The sequence below is a fragment of the Leclercia sp. J807 genome (genome assembly GCF_009734465.1).
Lineage (GTDB): Bacteria > Pseudomonadota > Gammaproteobacteria > Enterobacterales > Enterobacteriaceae > Enterobacter.
Map to the genome: position 1 here is coordinate 1,346,859 of NZ_CP046446.1, position 24,611 is coordinate 1,371,469.

Below are 24,611 nucleotides of genomic sequence, written 5' to 3' on the forward strand. Positions count from 1 at the left end.
ATTTGTCAAATCAGATGATTAAAAATTAAAAAGATGTTGTTATCGTGACCCTGATCACTGTTCCAGAGAAAACCCGACAAACTGTATGTAGGTTAATTGTAATGATTTTGTGAACGGCCTATACTGCCGCCAGGTCTCCGGAAAACCCTGCAATCCCGAGCCAACCAGCGTTGTAACGTGTCATTTGAGCATCTGGAAGCAATGTTTTGCATGACGCACAGTTATATAAAAGGCACGCTGTCTGACCCGCATCGCAGTCCGGAGGAAGGAAACTATAAGAAGAGCATGTGGGCGTTATTCATGATAAGAAATGTGAAAAAACAAAGACCTGTCAATCTGGATCTCAAAACGATCCGATTCCCCGTAACGGCAATAGCGTCCATCCTTCATCGTGTATCCGGTGTGATCACGTTTGTCGCGGTGGGTATCCTGTTATGGTTACTGGGTACCAGCCTCTCGTCTCCGGAAGGATTCCAGCAGGCCGCCAACATCATGAACGGTTTCTTTGTGAAATTTATCATGTGGGGCATCCTCACCGCGCTGGCCTATCACGTTGTTGGCGGCATCCGCCATATGCTGATGGATGTCGGCTATCTGGAAGAGACCTTCGAAACCGGCAAACGTACCGCTAACATCTCCTTTGTTATCACTGTCGTGCTTTCACTTCTCGCAGGAGTTCTCGTATGGTAAGCAACGCCTCCGCATTAGGACGCAACGGCGTACATGACTTCATTCTGGTCCGTGCTACCGCTATCGTTCTCACCCTCTACATCATCTACATGATCGGTTTCTTTGCCACCAGCGGCGATCTGACCTGGGAAATCTGGACTGGCTTCTTCGGGTCTGCTTTTACCAAAGTGTTTACCCTGCTGGCGCTCTTCTCCATTCTGATCCACGCGTGGATTGGCATGTGGCAGGTACTGACCGACTACGTTAAATCAATGGCGATTCGTCTCGCGCTGCAGCTGGCTATTGTCGTTGCACTGGTGGTTTACGTTATTTATGGATTTGTTGTGGTGTGGGGTGTGTGATGAAACTTCCAGTCAGAGAATTTGACGCTGTAGTGATTGGCGCCGGCGGCGCAGGTATGCGCGCGGCGCTGCAAATTTCCCAGAGCGGCCAGACCTGTGCGCTGCTCTCTAAAGTGTTCCCGACCCGTTCCCATACCGTATCTGCGCAGGGTGGCATCACCGTTGCGCTCGGTAATACCCATGATGATAACTGGGAATGGCATATGTACGACACGGTGAAAGGTTCCGACTATATCGGTGACCAGGACGCCATTGAATATATGTGTAAAACCGGCCCGGAAGCGATTCTGGAGCTTGACCACATGGGTCTGCCTTTCTCCCGCCTGGAGAATGGCACTATCTATCAACGTCCGTTTGGCGGCCAGTCGAAGAACTTCGGCGGCGAGCAGGCGGCACGTACAGCGGCAGCAGCCGACCGTACTGGTCACGCCCTGTTGCATACCCTGTACCAGCAGAACCTGAAGAACAAAACCACCATCTTCTCCGAGTGGTATGCGCTGGATCTGGTGAAAAACGAAGATGGCGCTATCGTCGGTTGTACCGCGCTGTGCATCGAAACCGGTGAAGTGGTTTACTTCAAAGCCCGCGCGACCGTGCTGGCGACCGGCGGCGCAGGCCGTATTTATCAGTCCACCACGAACGCACATATCAACACCGGTGACGGCGTCGGTATGGCTATCCGCGCTGGCGTGCCGGTGCAGGATATGGAGATGTGGCAGTTCCACCCAACCGGTATCGCCGGTGCAGGCGTGCTGGTAACAGAAGGCTGCCGTGGTGAAGGCGGCTACCTGCTGAACAAACACGGCGAGCGCTTCATGGAGCGTTATGCCCCGAATGCGAAAGACCTGGCGGGTCGTGACGTGGTGGCGCGTTCCATCATGATCGAAATCCGTGAAGGCCGCGGCTGTGACGGCCCGTGGGGCCCGCACGCGAAGCTGAAACTTGACCATCTGGGTAAAGAGGTTCTGGAATCCCGTCTGCCGGGCATCCTGGAACTCTCCCGTACCTTCGCTCACGTCGACCCGGTTAAAGAGCCGATCCCGGTAATCCCAACCTGCCACTACATGATGGGCGGTATTCCGACCAAAGTGACCGGCCAGGCGCTGACCGTGAACGAGCAGGGCGAAGATGTGGTGATCCCTGGCCTGTTCGCGGTAGGCGAAATTGCCTGCGTATCCGTACACGGCGCCAACCGTCTGGGCGGCAACTCCCTGCTCGACCTGGTGGTGTTTGGTCGTGCGGTCGGTCTGCATCTGCAGGAGTCCATTGCCGAGCAGGGGCCACTGCGTGATGCCACCGAAGCAAATATTGAAGCCTCGCTGGAGCGTCTGAACCGCTGGAACGGCAACCGTAACGGCGAAGATCCGGTGGAAATCCGTAAAGCGCTGCAGGAGTGCATGCAGCACAACTTCTCGGTATTCCGCGAAGGTGACGCGATGGCCAAAGGTCTTGAGCAGCTGAAAGCGATCCGCGAGCGTCTGAAAAATGCCCGTCTGGACGACACCTCCAGCGAGTTCAACACCCAGCGCGTTGAGTGCCTGGAGCTGGATAACCTGATGGAAACCGCATACGCAACGGCGGTCTCTGCAAACTTCCGTACCGAGAGCCGTGGCGCCCATAGCCGCTTCGACTTCCCGGATCGTGATGATGAAAACTGGCTGTGCCACTCCCTGTATCTGCCAGAGACGGAATCCATGACGCGACGCAGCGTCAATATGGAACCGAAACTGCGTCCGGCGTTCCCGCCGAAGATTCGTACTTACTAATGCGGAGACAGGACAATGAAACTCGAATTTTCAGTTTATCGTTATAACCCTGATGTTGATGACGCTCCGCGTATGCAGGATTACACCCTGGAAGCGGAAGAAGGCCGTGACATGATGCTGCTGGACGCCTTAATGCAGCTGAAAGAAAAGGATCCGACACTGTCATTCCGTCGTTCCTGCCGTGAAGGGGTGTGTGGCTCCGACGGTCTGAACATGAATGGCAAAAACGGTCTGGCCTGTATCACGCCTATCTCGGCGCTTAATCGTCCGGGACAGAAGATTGTCATCCGCCCTCTGCCAGGACTGCCGGTCGTGCGCGATTTGGTGGTGGACATGGGGCAATTCTATGCACAATATGAGAAGATTAAGCCTTACTTATTGAATAATGGGCAAAATCCACCCGCTCGCGAGCATTTACAGTCGCCAGAGCAGCGTGAAAAACTCGATGGCCTGTATGAGTGTATCCTCTGTGCATGTTGTTCGACCTCTTGCCCGTCGTTCTGGTGGAACCCGGACAAGTTTATCGGCCCGGCTGGCCTGCTGGCAGCGTACCGCTTCCTGATTGACAGCCGCGATACCGAAACCGACAACCGCCTGGAAGGGCTGAGTGATGCTTTCAGCGTATTCCGCTGCCACAGCATCATGAACTGCGTCAGTGTATGTCCTAAGGGGCTGAACCCGACGCGTGCTATCGGCCACATTAAGTCGATGTTGTTGCAGCGCAGTGCGTAAGTAACAACGCCGGATGGCGCTGCGCTTATCCGGCCTACGATTTTGTAGGCCCGGTCAGCGTAGCGCCACCGGGCAATTTGCAGAAACCTTTAAAAACTGCCAGTTAAGTAAATAATCGAGACGTTCAGCGCGAGACAAGGCGCGGTTGAACGAATCCCCGGAGCATAGTGAACTATGTGACTGGGGTGAGTGAAAGCCGCAACGCAGTCGCAGCCGGAACGACGAAGATTATTTAGACAGTTTCTAAAGGTTCCTTCGCGGGCCAAAGTAAAAGAGCTCGCAGGTGAACCCCGGCACGTACACGTGGTGTGCGTGGTAGTTTCTACGGCGAAAGTAAGCATAAAAATGCTTAAGGGATCACGATGCAGAACGGCGCAATGAAAGCCTGGCTGGACTCTTCATTCCTCTCTGGTGCAAACCAAAGCTGGATTGAACAGCTCTATGAAGACTTCTTAACCGACCCTGACTCAGTGGACGCTAACTGGCGTTCCATGTTCCAGGAGTTACCTGGAACGGGTGTCAAACCGGATCAATTTCATTCCAAAACACGTGATTATTTCCGTCGTCTGGCGAAGGATGCCTCACGTTACTCTTCCGCTATCTCCGACCCTGACACCAATGCGAAGCAGGTTAAAGTCCTGCAGCTGATTAACGCCTACCGCTTCCGCGGCCACCAGCACGCAAATCTGGATCCGCTGGGACTGTGGAAGCAGGAGCGCGTGGCTGATTTAGATCCGGCATATCACGATCTGACCGAAGCGGATTTCCAGGAAACCTTCAACGTTGGCTCTTTCGCTATCGGCAAAGACACGATGAAGCTGGGCGATCTGCTGGAAGCACTGAAGCAGACCTACTGCGGCTCCATCGGTGCAGAGTATATGCACATCACCTCTACCGAAGAGAAACGCTGGATCCAGCAGCGGATCGAATCCGTTGCCGGTAAATCCACCTTCAATGCCGACGAGAAAAAGCGTTTCCTGAACGAACTGACCGCAGCCGAAGGGCTGGAGCGTTATCTCGGTGCGAAATTCCCGGGCGCAAAACGCTTCTCGCTGGAAGGCGGCGATGCGCTGGTGCCGATGCTGAAAGAGCTGATCCGCCACGCGGGCAACAGCGGTACCCGCGAAGTGGTACTGGGCATGGCGCACCGTGGTCGTCTGAACGTGCTGATCAACGTGCTGGGTAAAAAGCCGCAGGATCTGTTCGACGAATTCGCGGGCAAACATAAAGAACACCTCGGTACCGGTGACGTGAAGTACCACATGGGCTTCTCATCGGATATCGAAACCCAGGGCGGCCTGGTTCACATGGCGCTGGCGTTTAACCCGTCGCACCTTGAGATCGTAAGCCCGGTGGTGATCGGCTCCGTACGCGCCCGTCTGGATCGTCTGGACGAGCCAAGCAGCAACAAAGTTCTGCCAATCACCATCCACGGCGATGCGGCAGTCACCGGGCAGGGCGTGGTTCAGGAGACCCTGAACATGTCGAAAGCGCGGGGTTACGAAGTGGGCGGTACCGTTCGCATCGTCATCAACAACCAGGTGGGCTTCACCACCTCTAACCCGCTGGATGCACGTTCCACCCCATACTGCACCGACATCGGTAAGATGGTTCAGGCACCAATTTTCCACGTGAACGCCGATGACCCGGAAGCGGTCGCGTTCGTGACCCGCCTGGCGCTGGATTTCCGTAACACCTTTAAGCGCGATGTGTTCATCGACCTGTTCTGCTATCGCCGTCATGGCCATAACGAAGCGGACGAGCCGAGTGCAACCCAGCCGCTGATGTACCAGAAAATCAAAAAACATCCGACCCCGCGTAAAATCTATGCTGACAAGCTGGAAGCGGAGAAGGTTGTCACCCTGGAAGATGCCACCGAGATGGTCAACCTTTACCGCGACGCGCTGGATGCCGGCGAATGCGTGGTAAAAGAGTTGCGTCCGATGAACATGCACTCCTTTACCTGGTCGCCATACCTCAACCACGAGTGGGATGAGAGCTACCCGAACAAGGTAGAGATGAAGCGTCTGCAGGAGCTGGCAAAACGCATCAGCACCGTACCTGAAGCGATCGAGATGCAGTCCCGCGTGCAGAAGATCTACGCTGACCGTCAGGCAATGGCCTCAGGCGAGAAGCTCTTTGACTGGGGCGGAGCAGAGAACCTGGCGTACGCCACCCTGGTTGATGAAGGTATTCCGGTCCGTCTGTCTGGTGAAGATGCGGGCCGCGGCACCTTCTTCCACCGTCATGCGGTGATCCATAACCAGACCAACGGTTCAACCTACACACCGCTGCAGCACGTGCACAACGGCCAGGGCCAGTTTAAGGTTTGGGACTCCGTGCTCTCTGAAGAAGCGGTCCTGGCATTCGAATACGGTTACGCCACCGCAGAACCGCGTACCCTGACCATCTGGGAAGCGCAGTTCGGCGACTTCGCCAACGGTGCGCAGGTGGTTATCGACCAGTTCATCTCTTCCGGCGAGCAGAAATGGGGCCGTATGTGTGGCCTGGTCATGCTGCTGCCGCACGGCTACGAAGGGCAGGGCCCGGAGCACTCCTCCGCACGTCTGGAGCGTTATCTGCAGCTCTGCGCCGAGCAGAACATGCAGGTTTGCGTACCGTCTACCCCGGCACAGGTTTATCACATGCTGCGTCGTCAGGCGCTGCGCGGGATGCGCCGTCCGCTGGTGGTGATGTCGCCGAAATCGCTGCTGCGTCACCCGCTGGCGGTCTCCAGCCTGGAAGAGCTGGCAAACGGCACCTTCCTGCCGGCCATCGGTGAAATTGACGAACTGGATCCGCAGGGCGTTAAGCGTGTCGTGATGTGTTCTGGTAAGGTTTATTACGACCTGCTGGAACAGCGCCGTAAGAACGATCAGAAAGATGTCGCCATCGTGCGTATCGAACAGCTTTATCCGTTCCCGCATCAGGCGATGCAGGAAGTGCTGAAACAGTACGCTCACGTACATGATTTTGTCTGGTGCCAGGAAGAGCCGCTCAACCAGGGCGCATGGTACTGCAGCCAGCATCATTTCCGTGAAGTGATTCCATTTGGGTCTGCTCTGCGTTATGCAGGTCGCCCGGCCTCCGCCTCTCCGGCGGTAGGGTATATGTCCGTTCACCAGAAGCAGCAACAAGATCTGGTCAATGACGCGCTGAACGTCGATTAATTAAAGGATACATAATGAGTAGCGTAGATATTCTTGTTCCCGACCTGCCTGAGTCCGTAGCAGATGCAACCGTCGCCACCTGGCACAAAAAACCAGGCGACGCGGTAACCCGCGACGAAGTGCTGGTAGAAATCGAAACTGACAAAGTGGTACTGGAAGTACCGGCTTCAGCGGATGGCATTCTGGATGCAGTCCTGGAAGATGAAGGTACGACGGTAACCTCTCGCCAGATCCTTGGTCGCCTGCGTGAAGGCAACAGCGCGGGCAAAGAGTCCAGCGCTAAGTCTGAAGAGAAAGCCTCTACGCCGGCCCAGCGCCAGCAGGCTTCTCTGGAAGAGCAGAGCAACGACGCGCTGAGCCCGGCGATCCGTCGCCTGCTGGCTGAGCACAGCCTCGACCCGGCGGCCATTAAAGGCACCGGCGTTGGCGGCCGCCTGACCCGCGAAGATATCGACAAACACCTGGCGAAAGCGCCGTCTGAAGCGAAAGCAGAAGCCAAAGCGCCTGAAGCTGCACCAGCAGCACAGCCTGCTCTGGGCGCACGTAGCGAAAAACGCGTACCGATGACCCGCCTGCGTAAGCGTGTGGCCGAGCGTCTGCTGGAAGCGAAAAACTCCACCGCGATGCTGACCACCTTCAACGAAGTGAACATGAAGCCAATCATGGACCTGCGTAAGCAGTACGGTGACGCCTTTGAAAAACGTCACGGTATCCGTCTGGGCTTTATGTCCTTCTACGTGAAAGCGGTTGTTGAAGCGCTGAAACGTTACCCGGAAGTGAACGCATCTATCGATGGCGATGATGTGGTTTATCACAACTACTTCGACGTGAGCATGGCCGTTTCTACCCCGCGCGGCCTGGTGACCCCGGTTCTGCGTGATGTGGATACCCTGGGCATGGCTGACATCGAGAAGAAAATTAAAGAGCTGGCAGTGAAAGGCCGTGACGGCAAGCTGACCGTAGACGACCTGACTGGCGGTAACTTCACCATTACCAACGGCGGCGTATTCGGTTCGCTGATGTCTACCCCGATCATCAACCCACCGCAGAGCGCGATCCTTGGCATGCACGCCATTAAAGACCGCCCGATGGCGGTAGACGGTAAAGTGGAGATCCTGCCAATGATGTATCTGGCGCTCTCCTACGATCACCGTCTGATCGATGGCCGCGAGTCCGTGGGCTTCCTGGTGGCGATTAAAGAGCTGCTGGAAGATCCGACCCGTCTGCTGCTGGACGTCTAGTTTTTCGCGGTACTGCCCGGCGGCACCTGGTCTGCCGGGCCTACAAAAGCATGACCTAACGATTACCCTGAAGGATGGATAGAACACATGAACTTACATGAATATCAGGCAAAACAGCTGTTTGCCCGGTATGGCTTACCGGCTCCGGTGGGTTATGCCTGCAATACCCCTCGTGAAGCAGAAGAAGCCGCCTCTAAAATCGGTGCGGGTCCATGGGTAGTGAAATGTCAGGTTCACGCTGGCGGCCGCGGTAAAGCGGGCGGTGTGAAAGTCGTTAACAGTAAAGAAGAGATCCGCGCTTTTGCTGAGCACTGGCTCGGCAAACGTCTGGTGACCTACCAGACAGACGCGGGCGGCCAGCCGGTTAACCAGATCCTGGTTGAAGCGGCAACCGATATTGCTAAAGAACTCTACCTTGGCGCAGTCGTAGACCGTAGCTCCCGTCGCGTGGTGTTCATGGCCTCTACCGAAGGCGGCGTGGAAATCGAAAAAGTGGCGGAAGAGACGCCGCATCTGATCCACAAAGTCGCTATCGATCCGCTGGCAGGCCCAATGCCTTACCAGGGTCGCGAGCTGGCATTCAAACTGGGTCTGGAAGGCAAACTGGTGCAGCAATTCACCAAGATCTTCATGGGCCTGGCAACTATCTTCCTGGAGCGCGATCTGGCGCTGATCGAAATCAACCCGCTGGTAATCACCAGGCAGGGCGATCTGATCTGCCTCGATGGCAAACTGGGCGCTGACGGCAACGCACTGTTCCGCCAGGCTGACCTGCGCGAAATGCGCGACCAGTCTCAGGAAGATCCACGTGAAGCGCAGGCTGCACAGTGGGAACTGAACTACGTGGCGCTCGATGGCAACATCGGTTGCATGGTTAACGGTGCGGGCCTGGCAATGGGCACCATGGACATCGTTAAGCTGCACGGCGGCGAGCCGGCAAACTTCCTGGATGTGGGCGGCGGCGCAACCAAAGAGCGCGTGACCGAAGCATTCAAAATTATTCTCTCCGATGACAACGTGAAAGCCGTTCTGGTTAACATCTTCGGCGGTATCGTACGTTGCGACCTGATCGCTGACGGTATCATCGGCGCGGTAGAAGAAGTGGGCGTGAACGTCCCGGTTGTCGTTCGTCTGGAAGGTAACAACGCTGAACTCGGCGCGAAAAAACTGGCTGACAGCGGCCTGAATATTATTGCAGCGAAAAGTCTGACGGATGCAGCTCAGCAGGTTGTTGCCGCAGTGGAGGGGAAATAATGTCCGTTTTAATTAATAAAGATACCAAGGTTATCTGCCAGGGCTTCACCGGTAGCCAGGGTTCATTCCACTCTGAGCAGGCGATTGCCTACGGTACGCAGATGGTTGGCGGCGTAACGCCAGGTAAAGGCGGCACCACCCATCTGGGCCTGCCGGTGTTCAACACCGTCCGTGAAGCGGTAGAAGCGACTGGCGCAACTGCCACCGTAATCTACGTTCCGGCGCCGTTCTGCAAAGACTCCATTCTGGAAGCGATCGACGCAGGCATCAAACTGATTATCACCATCACCGAAGGTATCCCGACCCTGGATATGCTGACCGTGAAGGTGAAGCTGGACGAAGCGGGCGTGCGCATGATCGGGCCAAACTGCCCGGGCGTGATCACCCCAGGCGAATGCAAAATCGGCATCATGCCGGGCCACATTCACAAGCCAGGTAAAGTGGGCATCGTTTCCCGCTCTGGTACCCTGACCTATGAAGCGGTTAAGCAGACCACCGACTACGGTTTCGGCCAGTCCACCTGCGTGGGCATCGGCGGCGACCCGATCCCGGGCTCTAACTTCATCGACATCCTGAAGCTGTTCCAGGAAGACCCGCAGACTGAAGCGATTGTGATGATCGGTGAAATCGGCGGTAGCGCGGAAGAAGAAGCGGCTGCTTACATCAAAGATCACGTGACCAAGCCAGTTGTTGGCTACATCGCGGGTGTGACCGCGCCGAAAGGCAAGCGTATGGGCCACGCAGGCGCCATCATCGCGGGCGGCAAAGGCACTGCGGATGAGAAATTCGCCGCGCTGGAAGCCGCAGGCGTGAAAACCGTGCGCAGCCTGGCTGACATCGGTGAAGCACTGAAATCCATCATTAAGTAAATCCTCTCTGCTCCCCGTGCGGGGAGCTTTGACATAATAAATGTCCGTTTCGACATGGTTGGCCATCGCAAGATGGCCTTTTTTTTTGCGCGACAGTGTTTCCGCGTGGAGACAGAGGTGGGCAGGGCGGATGAAAGTTAAGCGAACGGGCGTGAAAACATTTTGGGGTCGACGAATTGAAACAAATTAGCAACACATGGGTGTTAAATTATAGATTATTAAAAGTAAAATATTTGTGATAATAATTTTTGATAAAACCTATACGGAAAATTACTGTGAACCATCTGACATTAGCAGCACAGGCTTATTAAAAAAATGCTTCGCTGCCTGCGTTAATTTAAATCACCTTTATTTATAATCCCCGCTTTATTTGATAACCATCAAGCGAATATTAAAACATATCATTAACATCATTTTCATTGCATTTACCACGCGGAAACACCCTTAACACGTTCAGGGATTATTGATTTATATCAATATTTAATACCTGGAAAAGAGCGTCAAAAGGCGCTAAATTGTTCCCGATCAAATTGGTCGGAAAGTGGTAATTTTGCTAAATATTGATCGCTGTCGTAAATCGTAAAAGACTTCCATTAAAAACCTGTTTATTGTAAGGGTTTTGCAGCGTAATATATTTGCGGGATCAATTTCAGTTTTTATTAACGCATCTGTAACCTTTCATCATCGCTTTTTTCCTCCTGCGAGGATTAAGTAACGAAGAAAGGGTGCTGATAATTTTTGGGGCATGTGTGTGGATCCTTCTCTAACGGGATTCACTCTCGGAGTCTTCATGCGATGAGCAAGGAGTCATAATGTTAGACGTAGTCGAACTGTCGCGCTTACAGTTTGCCTTGACCGCGATGTACCACTTCCTGTTTGTGCCGCTGACGCTCGGTATGGCGTTCCTGTTGGCCATCATGGAAACGGTTTACGTCCTCTCCGGCAAACAGATTTATAAAGATATGACCAAGTTCTGGGGCAAGTTGTTTGGTATCAACTTTGCGCTGGGCGTGGCAACCGGTCTGACCATGGAGTTCCAGTTCGGGACTAACTGGTCTTATTATTCCCACTATGTCGGGGATATCTTCGGGGCGCCGCTGGCCATTGAAGGCCTGATGGCTTTCTTCCTCGAATCCACCTTTGTAGGTCTGTTCTTCTTTGGTTGGGATCGTCTGGGTAAAGTCCAGCATATGTGCGTAACCTGGTTGGTGGCCCTGGGCTCTAACCTCTCCGCACTGTGGATCCTGGTCGCCAACGGCTGGATGCAGAACCCTATCGCCTCTGATTTCAACTTCGAAACCATGCGTATGGAGATGGTCAGCTTCTCCGAGCTGGTGCTGAACCCGGTCGCACAGGTGAAATTCGTTCACACTGTGGCCTCCGGCTATGTCTGCGGCGCGATGTTCGTGCTGGGCATCAGCGCCTACTACATGCTGCGTGGTCGTGACTTCGCCTTTGCTAAGCGCTCTTTCGCCATTGCGGCGAGCTTCGGTATGGCGGCTATCCTCTCCGTTATCGTGCTGGGTGATGAATCCGGTTACGAAATGGGCGACGTGCAGAAAACCAAACTGGCAGCGATCGAAGCAGAGTGGGAAACCCAGCCTGCCCCGGCCGCCTTTACCCTGTTTGGTATCCCCGATCAGGATGCGCAGGAAAACCACTTTGCCATTCAGATCCCTTATGCGCTGGGCATCATTGCCACCCGCTCTGTGGATACGCCGGTTATCGGTCTGAAAGATCTGATGGTGCAGCATGAAGAGCGTATCCGTAACGGGATGAAAGCCTACTCGCTGCTGGAAGAACTGCGTTCCGGGACCAGCGATCAGTCTGTTCGTGACCAGTTTAACGACGTGAAAAAAGATCTTGGCTATGGCCTGCTGCTGAAACGCTATACCCCGAACGTCTCTGACGCGACGGAAGAGCAGATCCAGATGGCGACCAAAGATTCGATTCCGCGCGTGGCGCCGCTCTACTTCGCCTTCCGTATCATGGTGGGTTGTGGTGTGCTGATGCTGCTGATTATCGCCGCCTCCTTCTGGTCGGTCATTCGTAACCGTATCGGTGAGAAGAAATGGCTGCTGCGCACCGCGTTGTATGCGATTCCGCTGCCGTGGATTGCCATTGAATCGGGCTGGTTTGTTGCGGAGTATGGCCGTCAGCCGTGGGCTATCGGTGAGGTGCTGCCAACTGCGGTGGCGAACTCCTCTCTGACCGCAGGCGATCTGATTTTCTCCATGTTGCTGATTTGCGGCCTCTACACCCTGTTCCTGGTGGCTGAACTGTTCCTGATGTTCAAGTTTGCGCGCCTTGGCCCAAGCAGCCTGAAAACCGGTCGCTACCATTATGAGCAGTCCACCGTTGCTTCTCAGCCTCAATACGAGCAGTCCACCGTGACTACTCAGCCGGCACGGTAAGACAGGAGTCATCAAATGATCGATTATGAAGTATTGCGTTTTATCTGGTGGCTGCTGGTCGGGATCTTACTGATTGGTTTTGCGGTCACTGACGGTTTCGACATGGGGGTGGGCATGCTCACCCGCTTCCTCGGTCGTAATGATACCGAGCGTCGAATTATGATTAACTCCATCGCCCCACACTGGGACGGTAACCAGGTGTGGCTCATCACCGCAGGCGGCGCACTGTTTGCTGCCTGGCCAATGGTCTACGCAGCTGCGTTCTCCGGCTTCTATGTGGCGATGATTCTGGTGCTGGCATCCTTGTTCTTCCGTCCGGTCGGTTTTGATTACCGCTCGAAGATTGAAGACACCCGCTGGCGTAACCTGTGGGACTGGGGCATCTTTATCGGTAGCTTCGTGCCGCCGTTGGTGATCGGCGTGGCGTTCGGCAACCTGCTGCAGGGCGTGCCGTTCCACCTCGATGAATATATGCGCCTCTACTACACCGGTAACTTCTTCCAGCTGCTGAATCCGTTTGGTCTGCTGGCAGGGGGCGTCAGCGTGGCGATGATCATTACTCAGGGGGCAACCTACCTGCAGATGCGTACCGTGGGCGAGCTGCACCTGCGCTCTCGCGCCGTCTCGCAGATGGCGGCTCTGGTGACGCTGGTTGGCTTTGCGCTGGCAGGTTTGTGGGTGATGTTTGGTATCGACGGTTATGTTGTGACTACGGCGATTGACCATAGCGCACCGTCGAACCCGCTGACCAAAGAGGTGGCTCGCGAGGCTGGCGCCTGGCTGGTGAACTTCAATAACACACCGATCCTGTGGGCGATTCCGGCTCTGGGCGTCGCGCTGCCGGTGCTGACCATCCTGACCTCCCGCGCGGAGAAAGGGGCACTGGCGTTTGTCTTCTCTTCACTGACGCTGGCGTGCATCATCCTGACAGCCGGTATCGCGATGTTCCCGTTCGTGATGCCATCCAGCACGATGATGAATGCCAGCCTGACGATGTGGGATGCAACCTCCAGCCAGATGACCCTTAATCTGATGACGTTTGTGGCTGCCGTGTTCGTACCGATTATTCTGGCTTACACCGCCTGGTGTTACTGGAAAATGTACGGTCGTATCACGAAAGAACATATCGAAAGCAATACTCACTCTATGTATTAAGGAAGGAGCTGAATATGTGGTATTTCGCATGGATTTTAGGAACGCTTCTGGCCTGTGCATTTGGTGTGATTACCGCCCTTGCGCTTGAGCACGTTGAAGCGTCCAAAGCCGGTGAAGAAAAACACTGATGATCACGTATCTCTACGCGATTATGGACAAGCGCCCGTTAAGGGCGCTTTCCTTAGTGATGGCCTTACTGCTGGCGGGCTGCATTTTCTGGGACCCGTCGCGCTTCGCAGCGAAGACCAGCGAGCTCGAGATCTGGCACGGTTTTCTTATTATGTGGGCGGTATGTGCAGGCGTAATCCACGGGGTGGGATTTCGTCCGAAAGCCGTACACTGGCAGGGTATTTTTTGCCCGCTGATTGCTGATGTGATCCTGCTGTTGGGCCTGTTTTTCTTTTTCAACTGAATAAGAACTATCCGTTAATATTATGGGCTTACCCGGGCCCATAAAAATTTACTCTCTGTTTACTTTCCCCCATTCCAAACCACCATTCCCGCGCGTATAGTAGCGAAGTTTAAAAGCTCTAACCTTTTTTGCATTACCGGGATGTAAAGTGAATACAACGCTATTTCGATGGCCGGTTCGTGTCTACTATGAAGATACGGATGCCGGTGGTGTGGTTTACCACGCCAGCTACGTTGCCTTTTATGAACGAGCACGCACTGAAATGCTGCGCCATCATCACTTTAGCCAGCAGGTTCTGTTGGCGGAGCGAGTTGCCTTCGTGGTACGCAAGATGACGCTGGAGTATTTTGCGCCTGCCAGACTCGACGATATGCTCGAAGTCCAAACAGAAATAACATCAATGCGCGGAACCTCACTGGTTTTCACGCAGCGGATCGTCAATGCAGAGAACACGGTACTGAACGAAGCTGAAGTCCTGATTGTCTGTGTTGATCCACTCATCATGAAGCCTCGTGCGCTTCCTAAGTCTATTGTCGCGGAGTTTAAGCAGTGACTGACATGAATATCCTTGATTTGTTCCTGAAGGCAAGCCTTCTGGTTAAACTTATCATGTTGATTTTGATTGGTTTTTCAATCGCATCCTGGGCCATCATCATTCAGAGAACCCGTATCCTCAATGCGGCAGGCCGCGAAGCGGAAGCCTTTGAAGACAAGTTCTGGTCCGGTATCGAACTTTCCCGTTTGTATCAGGAGAGCCAGGGCCGTCGTGAAAACCTCTCCGGCTCCGAGCAAATCTTTTATAGCGGTTTTAAAGAGTTTGCCCGTTTGCACCGCGCCAATAACCATGCGCCGGAAGCGGTGGTTGAGGGGGCATCCCGTGCGATGCGTATCTCGATGAACCGTGAGCTGGAAACGCTGGAAACGCATATTCCTTTCCTGGGTACCGTGGGTTCCATCAGTCCCTATATCGGTCTGTTTGGTACGGTCTGGGGGATCATGCATGCCTTTATCGCCTTGGGTGCAGTAAAACAGGCGACGCTGCAAATGGTTGCACCGGGTATCGCTGAAGCGCTGATCGCGACTGCTATCGGTCTGTTCGCCGCAATTCCAGCGGTTATGGCGTATAACCGTCTGAACCAGCGCGTGAACAAACTGGAACTGAACTACGACAACTTCATGGAAGAGTTCACCGCGATTCTGCACCGCCAGGCGTTTACCAGCACCGAGAGCAACAAGGGGTAAACCATGGCCAGACAGCGTGGACGGGGTCGTCGCGAACTGAAGTCCGAAATCAACATTGTGCCGCTGCTGGACGTGCTGCTGGTGCTGCTGCTGATCTTTATGGCGACAGCACCCATCATCACCCAGAGCGTTGAGGTTGATCTGCCGGATGCGACAGAATCTCAGGCTGTAAGTACCAATGACGATCCGCCGGTCATCATTGAGGTATCCGGAGTAGGGCAGTACAGCGTGGTGGTGGAAAAAGATCGTATGGATCAGCTACCGCCGGAGCAGGTCATTGCGGAAGCGCAACGACGTCTGCAGTCCAATCCGAAAACGGTCTTCTTAATCGGTGGTGCGAAAGACGTGCCTTACGATGAAATAATTAAAGCGCTGAACCTGTTGCATAGCGCGGGCGTTAAGTCAGTTGGCTTGATGACGCAGCCTATTTGATTATCTGCGTAAACAACAGAGTTTTTGGGAACCCATAGTGTCAAAGGCAACCGAACAAAACGATAAGCTTAAACGGGCGATAATTATCTCGGCGGTGCTGCATGTCATTCTTTTTGCAGGACTGATCTGGAGTTCGTTCGATGAGCATCTGGATGCCGCTGCCGGAGGTGGTGGAGGTTCATCCATCGATGCCGTCATGGTCGATCCCGGCGCGGTCGTTCAGAACTATAACCGTCAGCAGCAGCAGCAGGCGAGTGCAAAGCGCGCTGAAGAGCAGCGTGAAAAGCAGGCGCAACAGCAGGCGGAGGAGCTGCGTGAAAAGCAGGCCGCCGAGCAGGAGCGCCTGAAGCAGCTTGAGAAAGAACGTTTGCAGGCGCAGGAAGCGGCGAAAGAGCAGGCGGAGCAGCAAAAACAGGCTGAAGCCGCCGCGAAAAAAGCGCAGGAGCAGCAGAAGCAGGCGGAAGAGGCGGCAGCCAAAGCCGCAGCGGAAGCGAAAGCGAAGGCAGATGCTCAGGCAAAAGAAGCTGCTGAAGCCGCCGCAGCCGCAGCGAAAAAAGCTGCAGCCGATGCCCAGAAACAAGCTGAAGCCGAAGCCGCAAAAGCAGCGGCTGACGCGAAGAAAAAGGCAGAAGCGGAAGCGGCTAAGAAAGCCGCTGCCGACGCACAGAAAAAAGCGGAAGCAGAAGCCGCTAAACAAGCCGCCCAGGAAGCCGAGAAAAAAGCGGCTGCTGAAGCAGCGAAGAAAGCGGCTGCTGCGGAAAAAGCCGCGGCAGCTGAAAAGGCTGCTGCTGAAAAAGCGGCTGCTGAGAAGAAAGCGGCTGCCGCAGAAAAAGCCGCAGCCGAGAAGAAAGCCGCAGCAGAAAAAGCGGCTGCAGAAAAGAAAGCGGCTGCCGATAAAGCTGCTGCTGACAAAGCTGCCGCCGCGAAAGCCGCTGCCGCTAAGAAAGCCGCAGCAGAAAAAGCGGCCGCATCGGACGTTGACGACCTGTTCGGTGACTTAAGCTCAGGTAAGAATGCGCCGAAAGGTACCAACAGCGGTAGCGCAGGTGGCACTTCTCCTGCTAAAGGAAGTAAGCCAGGGCAAGGCGGTGCATCTCAGGCTGAGATTGCGTCGTATATTGCACAGGTACAGGCCGCCATTCGTGGGCATCTGTACGACTGGGATAGCTATCGCGGGAAAACCTGTACGCTTCGGGTAAACCTGGCCGCGGACGGAACCATCCTCAGCGTGAAAAAAGAGGGGGGCGACGAGGCCTTCTGTCAGCAGATGTTATCTGCAACCAGCAGGATGACGAAGTTCCCGAAACCGCCTTCACAGGCTGTGTATGAAACGTTCAAAAATGCACCGCTGGACTTCAAGCCTTAAGTTTTAATTTCCCTGTGCAAACGGGGAAAAACAGGCCAGGTTTAGTCTTAGCGTTCTGGTAGTTTTGTTTATTTGGGTTTGTTAACATTCTGCTAAATTATGCGGGTAAGGTTACCCGGATATGGGAGATATGATGAAGCAGGCATTACGTGTTGCAATGAGTTTCTTAATGCTGTGGGCAGCGGTGCTGCACGCAGAAGTGCGTATCGAGATCACCCAGGGGGTGGATTCGGCACGTCCGATTGGTGTGGTTCCGTTCCAGTGGAAAGGGCCAGGCGCTGCGCCGGAAGATGTGGGCGGCATTGTTGCCGCTGACCTGCGCAACAGCGGTAAATTCAACCCATTAGATCGTTCTCGTCTGCCACAGCAGCCGGGCACTGCTGCAGAGTTACAGCCGGCGGCATGGTCTGCGCTCGGTATTGACGCAGTGGTGGTGGGTCAGGTTACCCCTAACCCGGACGGCGGTTACACCGTCGCCTATCAGCTGGTAGATACTGGCGGCGCACCGGGCACCGTGCTTGCACAGAACACCTATAAAGTGAACAAGCAGTGGCTGCGCTATGCGGGTCATACGGCAAGTGATGAAGTGTTTGAGAAGCTGACCGGCATCAAAGGCGCGTTCCGCACCCGTATCGCTTACGTTGTACAGACCAACGGCGGTCAGTTCCCGTATGAGCTGCGCGTCTCTGACTACGATGGCTACAACCAGTTCACCGTTCACCGTTCACCACAGCCGCTGATGTCTCCGGCCTGGTCTCCGGACGGTTCTAAGCTGGCCTACGTAACCTTCGAAAGCGGTCGTTCGGCGCTGGTTATCCAGACGCTGTCTAACGGCGCGGTACGTCAGGTTGCCTCTTTCCCACGTCACAACGGCGCACCAGCATTCTCGCCTGACGGTTCTAAACTGGCGTTTGCCTTGTCTAAAACCGGTAGCCTGAACCTGTACGTGATGGACATCGGCTCTGGCCAGATCCGTCAGGTAACCGATGGTCGCAGCAACAACACCGAACCAACCTGGTTCCCGGACAGCCAGAACCTGGCCTTTACCTCTGACCAGGCGGGTCGTCCACAGGTCTATAAAGTTAATATTAATGGCGGTGCACCACAGCGTATCACCTGGGAAGGTTCTCAGAACCAGGACGCCGACGTGAGCGCTGATGGTAAATTTATGGTAATGGTTAGCTCGGCCGGTGGTCAGCAGCACATTGCTAAACAAGATCTGGGCGGGGGCGGCGTACAAGTTCTGTCGTCGACTTTCCTGGATGAAACGCCAAGTCTGGCACCTAACGGCACTATGGTTATCTACAGCTCTTCTCAGGGGATGGGATCCGTGCTGAATCTGGTTTCTACCGATGGGCGTTTCAAAGCGCGTATTCCGGCAACTGATGGACAGGTAAAATCACCTGCCTGGTCGCCGTACCTGTAATAATAATTAATTGAATAATATAGGAATCATAGAAATGCAACTGAACAAAGTGCTGAAAGGGCTGATGATCGCTCTGCCTGTTATGGCAATCGCAGCGTGTTCTTCTAACAAGAACGCCAGCAACGACCAGAGCGGCGAAGGCATGATGGGTGCCGGCACCGGTATGGACGCAAACGGCAACGGCAATATGTCTTCTGAAGAGCAGGCGCGTCTTCAGATGCAACAGCTGCAGCAGAACAACATTGTTTACTTCGATCTGGACAAGTTCGACATCCGTTCTGACTTCGCTGCGATGCTGGATGCGCACGCTAACTTCCTGCGTAGCAACCCGTCTTACAAAGTCACCGTAGAAGGTCACGCGGACGAACGTGGTACTCCTGAGTACAACATCTCCCTGGGTGAGCGTCGTGCTAACGCCGTTAAAATGTACCTGCAGGGTAAAGGCGTTTCTGCTGACCAGATCTCCATCGTTTCTTACGGTAAAGAAAAACCTGCAGTACTGGGCCACGACGAAGCGGCTTACTCCAAAAACCGTCGTGCAGTACTGGTTTACTAAGAGAATTGCATGAGCAGTAACTTCAGACATCATCTGTTGAGTCTGTCGTTACTGGTTGGTATAGCGGCCCCCTGGGCCGCTTTTGCTCAGGCACCAATCAGTAGTGTCGGCTCAGGCTCGGTAGAAGACCGGGTCACCCAACTCGAGCGTATTTCTAATGCTCACAGCCAGCTTTTAACCCAACTTCAGCAGCAGCTCTCTGACAACCAAACCGATATTGACTCACTGCGCGGACAGATCCAGGAAAGCCAGTATCAGCTCAATCAGGTGGTGGAGCGTCAGAAGCAGATCATGTTGCAGATTGATAACCTGAATAATGGCGGCGCAGCAGCGCAACCGGCAACGGGGGATCAGGGTGCTGCGGCAACGCCTCAGGCTGACACATCAGCCTCGACCGCTGCGCCTGTGCAGAGCAGTGATGCGAATACTGATTACAATGCGGCAATTGCCCTGGTGCAGGATAACTCGCGCCAGGACGAGGCGATGGCGGCGTTTCAGAACTTCGTGAAGAAATACCCGGATTCGACTTATCAGCCAAACGCAAATTACTGGCTGGGACAGTTGAATTACAACAAGGGTAAAAAAGACGATGCGGCATTCTATTTTGCCTCAGTCGTTAAAAATTACCCGAAATCACCGAAAGCACCTGACGCGATGTATAAGGTCGGTGTGATCATGCAGGACAAAGGCGATACCGCAAAAGCGAAAGCCGTTTTCCAGCAGGTAGTCACAAAGTTCCCGGGCACCGAAGGGGCAAAACAAGCGCAAAAACGCCTTGCTGCGATGGGATGATTGCCGCATGACCAGAAATCGCTTTATTTCTGGTCTTGCCGCATAATTCGTAAGCAGTTAAGTGATATTCATCAAAATTTTAGTTGCGCAGAATTCTTAAATCAGTAATATATGCCGCCGTTGCCAAGGGATATCAAACACCCCAGAAGCAGCCGAAATAGTGGGTCGTTAGCTCAGTTGGTAGAGCAGTTGACTTTTAATCAATTGGTCGCAGGTTCGAATCCTGCACGACCCACCACTACTTAAGTAGAAAGCAGTAGGTTAGCGTGAAGGATAACGTTGCGTCAGCAACGGCCCGTAGGGCGAGGCGAAGCCGAGTCATCCTACACGACCCACCACTAACTAAGTAGTAAGTAGTATCCAGCGTAGTATCGGGTGATTAGCTCAGCTGGGAGAGCACCTCCCTTACAAGGAGGGGGTCGGCGGTTCGATCCCGTCATCACCCACCACTCGGGTCGTTAGCTCAGTTGGTAGAGCAGTTGACTTTTAATCAATTGGTCGCAGGTTCGAATCCTGCACGACCCACCAATTTTACTATCGTACTCAGATAGTAAACGTGAAGGATAACGTTGCGTCAGCAACGGCGCCGTAGGGCGAGGCGAAGCCGAGTCATCCTGCACGACCCACCAATTTTAAATTGGTACCGAGTAATAATCTTCGAAGTCAGCACCCGAATGGGTCGTTAGCTCAGTTGGTAGAGCAGTTGACTTTTAATCAATTGGTCGCAGGTTCGAATCCTGCACGACCCACCACTTCGAAGAAAAGCAGTACATCCCGCAAGGGGTCGTTAGCTCAGTTGGTAGAGCAGTTGACTTTTAATCAATTGGTCGCAGGTTCGAATCCTGCACGACCCACCAATTTTAATATCTGACTCAGATATTAAACGTGAAGGATAACGTTGCTTTAGCAACGGCCCGAAGGGCGAGGCGAAGCCGAGTCATCCTGCACGACCCACCAATGTAAAAAGGCGCCCTAAAGGCGCCTTTTTGCTATCTGTTATTCCAGAATTAAAAATGCGCGGGTTTACGTAGGTCGGGTAAGCGAAGCGCCACCCGACAAATGCTGCCCGCACACTTTTTGTTGTGACTTTCCCTCTCAGATTCGCTATCTTGTTTAGTATACAAAACACAATTGCCGTCACTTTGGTTATCATCGCTAAAGCATGGCAAATTTGTTAAGCCTGTAAAACGAGAAGCCAAAATGAGTGTGATGTTTGATCCAGAAGCCGCTATCTATCCTTTCCCACCAAAGCCTGCCCCGCTGAGCCTGGACGAAAAGCAGTTTTACCGTGAGAAAATTAAGCGTCTGCTCAAAGAGCGTGATGCGGTTATGGTGGCCCATTACTATACCGATCCTGAAATTCAGCAGCTTGCAGAAGAGACGGGCGGTTGTATCTCGGACTCGCTGGAGATGGCGCGCTTTGGTGCTAAGCATCCTGCTTCGACGTTGCTGGTGGCCGGGGTCCGTTTTATGGGCGAAACGGCAAAAATCCTCAGCCCGGAAAAAACCATCCTGATGCCGACCCTCAATGCCGAGTGCTCGCTAGATTTAGGCTGCCCGATTGACGAATTCACCGCCTTCTGCGACGCACATCCCGACAGAACGGTCGTCGTCTACGCCAATACCTCTGCCGCAGTTAAAGCACGCGCCGACTGGGTTGTCACCTCCAGTATCGCCGTCGAACTGATCGAGCATCTCGACAGTCTGGGCGAGAAGATTATCTGGGCACCGGACAGACATCTTGGCAATTACGTCCAGAAACAGACCGGAGCGGATATTCTCTGCTGGCAGGGCGCCTGTATCGTCCATGATGAATTCAAAACGCAGGCGCTGGCGCGCATGAAGGGGCTCTACCCGGATGCAGCCATTCTCGTTCACCCGGAATCCCCGCAGGCGATCGTTGATATGGCGGATGCCGTCGGCTCAACCAGCCAGCTGATCGCTGCCGCGAAGACGCTGCCGCATCGCCAGTTGATTGTGGCGACCGATCGCGGCATCTTCTACAAAATGCAGCAGGCGGTGCCAGAGAAAGAGCTGCTGGAAGCACCGACCGCAGGCGAGGGGGCAACCTGTCGCAGCTGCGCGCACTGTCCGTGGATGGCCATGAACGGGCTCAAAGCGATTGCAAACGGTCTGGAGACGGGCGGAGCCACCCATGAAATCCATGTTGATGCCGCGCTGCGAGAGGGGGCGTTAATTCCGCTTAACCGAATGCTGGATTTTGCGGCTACACTACGTCCTTAAACCACGTAAACGTAACGTTCAGGGGAAAAGATGGATTTTTTTAGTACGCAAAACATTCTGGTACATATACCGATTGGCGCTGGCGGCTATGACTTGTCATGGATTGAAGCGGTCGGGACGATTGCAGGTCTGCTCTGTATCTGGCTCGCCAGTCTGGAGAAGATCGTTAACTACGCGTTTGGCCTGGTGAACGTCACGCTGTTCGCCATCATCTTCTTCCAGATCCAGCTCTATGCCAGCCTGCTGCTGCAGCTGTTCTTCTTTGGGGCCAATATCTACGGCTGGTACGCCTGGTCCCGGCAGAACAGCCAGCAGGAGGCGGAACTGCAGATCCGCTGGCTACCGTTGCCGAAGGCCATGGGCTGGCTGGCTGCCTGCGTGGTAGCCATTGGCCTGATGACGGTCTATATCGACCCGGTGTTCGCCTTCCTGACCCGCGTAGCGGTCTCGGTGATGAATACCCTGGGGCTGAACGTCACCATGCCGGAGCTGCAGCCTGACGCCTTCCCGTTCTGGGATTCATGCATGATGGTTCTGTCGATTGCCGCCATGATCCTGATGACCCGTAAATATGTCGAAAACTGGCTGCTGTGGGTGATTATCAACGTGATAAGCGTGGCGATCTTTGCCCTGCAGGGCGTCTACGCCATGTCGCTGGAGTACATGATCCTCACCTTCATCGCCCTGAACGGCAGCAGGATGTGGATTAACAGCGCGCGTGAACGGGGTTCCCACGCGCTGGCACGTTAATGGTGGTGATGATGGGCGTGACCGGACGGGATCTCGTTGAGGTGGCAGTCCGGTCCGTTACAGGGGGTGTATTCCATCTGAATGGTGCTGTGCGCAATGGCGTAATGATGCTCCAGAAAGTGCTGAATACGCCCCAGTAACGCATCATGATCGTGAGGCGGGATAACCTGAACATGCAGCGTTATCAGCGGTTTTTCCCCCACCGTCCAGACGTGAACATGATGCACATCGCGCACTTCAGGAATAGAGCGCGTTAAGTTGCGCTTCAGCGCCGGAATATCCAGCGTCGCCGGCGCCCCTTCCAGCAGCTCATTGACGCTCTCCTGCAGAAGCCGCCAGGCACTGCGTAACACCAGGCAGGAGACCAGAATCGACAATATCGGATCGATGGGCGTCCAGCCGGTCCAGAGGATCACCAGCGCCGCAACGATGGCCCCCACCGACCCCAGCAGATCCCCCAGCACATGCAGCGCTGCTGCCCGCACGTTGAGATTCTTTTCTCCACTGCCGCGATGCAAAATCCAGAACGCCAGGATATTGGCGATAAGCCCGGCAACGGCCACCACCATCATGGTGACACCCGCGACAGGCTGCGGATGGCGGAAACGCTGGAAGGCTTCCCAGACAATTAAAATCGTGATCAAGACCAGCGCGATGGCGTTGACGAAGGCGGCGAGGGTTGTGAGACGTAGCCAGCCAAAGGTGCGTCCGTGGCTTGGCGGGCGGCGGGCGAATACCACCGCCAGCAGCGCAAACAGCAGCGCAGCGGCGTCCGTTAACATATGACCCGCATCGGCCAGCAGCGCCAGCGAGCCGGAAACCAACCCGCCAATCACCTCGATGACCATAAAGGTGGCGGTGACGCCGAACGCCAGCGTTAAGCGTTTAGCATTTTCATCCTGTGAAGAAGGGGCGTGCGAGTGGGAGTGCGCCATGAATACTTTCCCGGTAAATTATTATTGTAAGTGTAGAGTTTTTAACATTTTGCACAAAAAATAAAGGAGAGCCGTAGCTCTCCTTCATCATAACTGCATTACCCTTAATTACTGAGTAGTGCCGTCAGTTTTTTGTTCTTGCGGGGTTCTTTCAGAATCAACTTTGCCGGATTGATCCGGGCATTTACCGTCTTTACACATTGAATTCTTGTGCTGATCGTCCTTGGACATGCCGTCATTACTCATCTTACTTGGGTCATCATTACCCATGACAGAGTTAGTGCCGCCAGTGGTTGAACTGTTGCCGGTACCATTAGTCACCCCGGTGCTGCCGGAGTTCGTACCATCTGAGTTCAGCATAGAACCCGTACCAGTCCCTGTACCTGTACCTGTTGTGCCGGTACCGGTAGTACCGGTGGTGCCGGTTGTACCAGAACCCGTGTTAATCTGGCTGTTGCCGGTGTTGTTTGGAGCAATATTCTGGCGTGCATCAGGCGCAACGGCCCCTGCATCAGCGGCGGCATTCGCCTGACCATTATTGGTGTTAGAGCCGGTGGCGCTATCAGCAGCCAGGGCTGCACCGCTCGCCATCGTGAGCGAAGCTGTCAGGAAAAGGGTTGCGAGTTTAGTCATTTTCATCATGCTGCTCCTGTTCTGGTCGTTATGTTCTGGATAACTTCTTTCCACAGTGCATATGCGAAATCGATATACTGCTCAGTGGTTAAAGATGCCATGATCCCTACTTAGGTCAGTATGGAATCGCGATAAAGTTTATAAATGCAGTGCATACAGTTAAAAAGTTTAGGGTGTATCTCGTTTTTCGC

The 24,611-nt window shown here is 54.3% G+C and carries 23 protein-coding genes and 5 tRNA genes; 26 read left to right on the forward strand and 2 right to left on the reverse strand.

Annotated elements, in window-relative coordinates; translation table 11 throughout:
* Positions 1-285: 285 nt before the first annotated feature.
* From sdhC to pnuC, 26 genes are all read left to right on the forward strand, one after another.
* Positions 286-690 (forward strand): succinate dehydrogenase cytochrome b556 subunit, encoded by a 405-nt coding sequence (gene sdhC, locus GNG26_RS06235; RefSeq protein WP_168194524.1) that lies wholly within the window; start codon positions 286-288, stop codon positions 688-690.
* On the forward strand, positions 684-1,031 hold the full coding sequence (sdhD, locus tag GNG26_RS06240) for a succinate dehydrogenase membrane anchor subunit (protein WP_103178717.1): 348 nt from the start codon (positions 684-686) through the stop codon (positions 1,029-1,031). The genes sdhC and sdhD overlap by 7 nt, the downstream gene beginning before the upstream one ends.
* Entirely contained in the window at positions 1,031-2,797 is a 1,767-nt protein-coding gene (gene sdhA / locus GNG26_RS06245) for a succinate dehydrogenase flavoprotein subunit (protein ID WP_103178718.1), read from the forward strand. The genes sdhD and sdhA overlap by 1 nt, the downstream gene beginning before the upstream one ends.
* Before the next feature lie 15 nt (positions 2,798-2,812).
* Positions 2,813-3,529 (forward strand): succinate dehydrogenase iron-sulfur subunit SdhB, encoded by a 717-nt coding sequence (sdhB, locus tag GNG26_RS06250; protein WP_103178719.1) that lies wholly within the window; start codon positions 2,813-2,815, stop codon positions 3,527-3,529.
* A 362-nt stretch (positions 3,530-3,891) separates the two neighbouring features.
* The gene (gene sucA, locus GNG26_RS06255) at positions 3,892-6,699 is read left to right on the forward strand and encodes a 2-oxoglutarate dehydrogenase E1 component (RefSeq protein WP_103823558.1); all 2,808 of its coding nucleotides are present in this window, start codon (positions 3,892-3,894) and stop codon (positions 6,697-6,699) included.
* Between the two features lie 14 nt (positions 6,700-6,713).
* Complete coding sequence (gene odhB / locus GNG26_RS06260; RefSeq protein WP_103178721.1) at positions 6,714-7,940, forward strand: 2-oxoglutarate dehydrogenase complex dihydrolipoyllysine-residue succinyltransferase; 1,227 nt, start codon at positions 6,714-6,716, stop codon at positions 7,938-7,940.
* A gap of 87 nt (positions 7,941-8,027) precedes the next feature.
* Complete coding sequence (sucC, locus tag GNG26_RS06265; protein WP_156238112.1) at positions 8,028-9,194, forward strand: ADP-forming succinate--CoA ligase subunit beta; 1,167 nt, start codon at positions 8,028-8,030, stop codon at positions 9,192-9,194.
* Positions 9,194-10,063, forward strand: coding sequence for a succinate--CoA ligase subunit alpha (gene sucD / locus GNG26_RS06270; protein WP_032617085.1), 870 nt, complete (start codon positions 9,194-9,196; stop codon positions 10,061-10,063). The genes sucC and sucD overlap by 1 nt, the downstream gene beginning before the upstream one ends.
* Positions 10,064-10,875: 812 nt before the next feature.
* Positions 10,876-12,477: a cytochrome ubiquinol oxidase subunit I gene (gene cydA, locus GNG26_RS06275; RefSeq protein WP_114387645.1), complete on the forward strand. Its 1,602-nt coding sequence runs from the start codon at positions 10,876-10,878 to the stop codon at positions 12,475-12,477.
* A gap of 15 nt (positions 12,478-12,492) precedes the next feature.
* Positions 12,493-13,632, forward strand: a complete 1,140-nt coding sequence (cydB, locus tag GNG26_RS06280) for a cytochrome d ubiquinol oxidase subunit II (protein WP_156238115.1) — start codon at positions 12,493-12,495, stop codon at positions 13,630-13,632.
* Between the two features lie 14 nt (positions 13,633-13,646).
* Positions 13,647-13,760, forward strand: a complete 114-nt coding sequence (gene cydX, locus GNG26_RS06285) for a cytochrome bd-I oxidase subunit CydX (RefSeq protein ID WP_006177208.1) — start codon at positions 13,647-13,649, stop codon at positions 13,758-13,760.
* Complete coding sequence (gene ybgE / locus GNG26_RS06290) at positions 13,760-14,044, forward strand: cyd operon protein YbgE (protein WP_103178726.1); 285 nt, start codon at positions 13,760-13,762, stop codon at positions 14,042-14,044. The genes cydX and ybgE overlap by 1 nt, the downstream gene beginning before the upstream one ends.
* A gap of 148 nt (positions 14,045-14,192) precedes the next feature.
* Entirely contained in the window at positions 14,193-14,597 is a 405-nt protein-coding gene (ybgC, locus tag GNG26_RS06295; protein ID WP_032617092.1) for a tol-pal system-associated acyl-CoA thioesterase, read from the forward strand.
* On the forward strand, positions 14,594-15,286 hold the full coding sequence (tolQ, locus tag GNG26_RS06300) for a Tol-Pal system protein TolQ (RefSeq protein WP_072036639.1): 693 nt from the start codon (positions 14,594-14,596) through the stop codon (positions 15,284-15,286). Before ybgC ends, tolQ begins: the two co-directional genes overlap by 4 nt.
* A 3-nt stretch (positions 15,287-15,289) precedes the next feature.
* Positions 15,290-15,718, forward strand: a complete 429-nt coding sequence (gene tolR, locus GNG26_RS06305) for a colicin uptake protein TolR (RefSeq protein WP_039029343.1) — start codon at positions 15,290-15,292, stop codon at positions 15,716-15,718.
* 37 nt (positions 15,719-15,755) lie between these two features.
* On the forward strand, positions 15,756-17,084 hold the full coding sequence (gene tolA, locus GNG26_RS06310) for a cell envelope integrity protein TolA (RefSeq protein WP_103823555.1): 1,329 nt from the start codon (positions 15,756-15,758) through the stop codon (positions 17,082-17,084).
* Between the two features lie 133 nt (positions 17,085-17,217).
* Positions 17,218-18,510 (forward strand): Tol-Pal system beta propeller repeat protein TolB, encoded by a 1,293-nt coding sequence (gene tolB, locus GNG26_RS06315; RefSeq protein WP_156240144.1) that lies wholly within the window; start codon positions 17,218-17,220, stop codon positions 18,508-18,510.
* 34 nt (positions 18,511-18,544) lie between these two features.
* Entirely contained in the window at positions 18,545-19,066 is a 522-nt protein-coding gene (gene pal, locus GNG26_RS06320) for a peptidoglycan-associated lipoprotein Pal (RefSeq protein ID WP_032617096.1), read from the forward strand.
* Positions 19,067-19,075: 9 nt separating this feature from the next.
* Positions 19,076-19,858, forward strand: coding sequence for a cell division protein CpoB (cpoB, locus tag GNG26_RS06325; RefSeq protein ID WP_156238118.1), 783 nt, complete (start codon positions 19,076-19,078; stop codon positions 19,856-19,858).
* Positions 19,859-20,020: 162 nt separating this feature from the next.
* Positions 20,021-20,096 (forward strand) — tRNA-Lys (locus tag GNG26_RS06330).
* Between the two features lie 135 nt (positions 20,097-20,231).
* A tRNA-Val gene (locus GNG26_RS06335) sits at positions 20,232-20,307 on the forward strand.
* A 3-nt stretch (positions 20,308-20,310) separates the two neighbouring features.
* Positions 20,311-20,386, forward strand: a tRNA-Lys gene (locus GNG26_RS06340).
* 148 nt (positions 20,387-20,534) lie between these two features.
* Positions 20,535-20,610 (forward strand) — tRNA-Lys (locus tag GNG26_RS06345).
* 29 nt (positions 20,611-20,639) lie between these two features.
* A tRNA-Lys gene (locus tag GNG26_RS06350) sits at positions 20,640-20,715 on the forward strand.
* 343 nt (positions 20,716-21,058) lie between these two features.
* Positions 21,059-22,102, forward strand: a complete 1,044-nt coding sequence (nadA, locus tag GNG26_RS06355; RefSeq protein ID WP_156238121.1) for a quinolinate synthase NadA — start codon at positions 21,059-21,061, stop codon at positions 22,100-22,102.
* A 30-nt stretch (positions 22,103-22,132) separates the two neighbouring features.
* Positions 22,133-22,852 carry a nicotinamide riboside transporter PnuC gene (gene pnuC, locus GNG26_RS06360; protein WP_103178732.1) on the forward strand — a complete coding sequence of 240 codons (720 nt, stop codon included), beginning with the start codon at positions 22,133-22,135 and terminating at the stop codon, positions 22,850-22,852.
* Here the strand turns inward: pnuC and zitB are convergent.
* Positions 22,849-23,787, reverse strand: coding sequence for a CDF family zinc transporter ZitB (gene zitB, locus GNG26_RS06365; RefSeq protein WP_156238124.1), 939 nt, complete (start codon positions 23,785-23,787; stop codon positions 22,849-22,851). The two genes, pnuC and zitB, sit on opposite strands and share 4 nt — an antisense overlap.
* 108 nt (positions 23,788-23,895) lie before the next feature.
* A complete protein-coding gene (locus tag GNG26_RS22795; RefSeq protein WP_156240145.1) occupies positions 23,896-24,426 on the reverse strand; it encodes a protein YbgS in 531 nt (176 codons plus the stop codon).
* Between the last annotated feature and the right edge of the window lie 185 nt (positions 24,427-24,611).

What these genes read in the sequence shown, in the direction of transcription:
- sdhC (WP_168194524.1), top strand. Translation starts at nt 286, where the DNA reads ATGTGGGCGTTATTCATGATAAGAAATGTGAAAAAACAAAGACCTGTC.
- sdhD (WP_103178717.1), top strand. Translation starts at nt 684, where the DNA reads ATGGTAAGCAACGCCTCCGCATTAGGACGCAACGGCGTACATGACTTC.
- sdhA (WP_103178718.1), top strand. Translation starts at nt 1,031, where the DNA reads ATGAAACTTCCAGTCAGAGAATTTGACGCTGTAGTGATTGGCGCCGGC.
- sdhB (WP_103178719.1), top strand. Translation starts at nt 2,813, where the DNA reads ATGAAACTCGAATTTTCAGTTTATCGTTATAACCCTGATGTTGATGAC.
- sucA (WP_103823558.1), top strand. Translation starts at nt 3,892, where the DNA reads ATGCAGAACGGCGCAATGAAAGCCTGGCTGGACTCTTCATTCCTCTCT.
- odhB (WP_103178721.1), top strand. Translation starts at nt 6,714, where the DNA reads ATGAGTAGCGTAGATATTCTTGTTCCCGACCTGCCTGAGTCCGTAGCA.
- sucC (WP_156238112.1), top strand. Translation starts at nt 8,028, where the DNA reads ATGAACTTACATGAATATCAGGCAAAACAGCTGTTTGCCCGGTATGGC.
- sucD (WP_032617085.1), top strand. Translation starts at nt 9,194, where the DNA reads ATGTCCGTTTTAATTAATAAAGATACCAAGGTTATCTGCCAGGGCTTC.
- cydA (WP_114387645.1), top strand. Translation starts at nt 10,876, where the DNA reads ATGTTAGACGTAGTCGAACTGTCGCGCTTACAGTTTGCCTTGACCGCG.
- cydB (WP_156238115.1), top strand. Translation starts at nt 12,493, where the DNA reads ATGATCGATTATGAAGTATTGCGTTTTATCTGGTGGCTGCTGGTCGGG.
- cydX (WP_006177208.1), top strand. Translation starts at nt 13,647, where the DNA reads ATGTGGTATTTCGCATGGATTTTAGGAACGCTTCTGGCCTGTGCATTT.
- ybgE (WP_103178726.1), top strand. Translation starts at nt 13,760, where the DNA reads ATGATCACGTATCTCTACGCGATTATGGACAAGCGCCCGTTAAGGGCG.
- tolR (WP_039029343.1), top strand. Translation starts at nt 15,290, where the DNA reads ATGGCCAGACAGCGTGGACGGGGTCGTCGCGAACTGAAGTCCGAAATC.
- tolB (WP_156240144.1), top strand. Translation starts at nt 17,218, where the DNA reads ATGAAGCAGGCATTACGTGTTGCAATGAGTTTCTTAATGCTGTGGGCA.
- pal (WP_032617096.1), top strand. Translation starts at nt 18,545, where the DNA reads ATGCAACTGAACAAAGTGCTGAAAGGGCTGATGATCGCTCTGCCTGTT.
- cpoB (WP_156238118.1), top strand. Translation starts at nt 19,076, where the DNA reads ATGAGCAGTAACTTCAGACATCATCTGTTGAGTCTGTCGTTACTGGTT.
- nadA (WP_156238121.1), top strand. Translation starts at nt 21,059, where the DNA reads ATGAGTGTGATGTTTGATCCAGAAGCCGCTATCTATCCTTTCCCACCA.
- pnuC (WP_103178732.1), top strand. Translation starts at nt 22,133, where the DNA reads ATGGATTTTTTTAGTACGCAAAACATTCTGGTACATATACCGATTGGC.
- zitB (WP_156238124.1), bottom strand. Translation starts at nt 23,787, where the DNA reads ATGGCGCACTCCCACTCGCACGCCCCTTCTTCACAGGATGAAAATGCT.
- GNG26_RS22795 (WP_156240145.1), bottom strand. Translation starts at nt 24,426, where the DNA reads ATGAAAATGACTAAACTCGCAACCCTTTTCCTGACAGCTTCGCTCACG.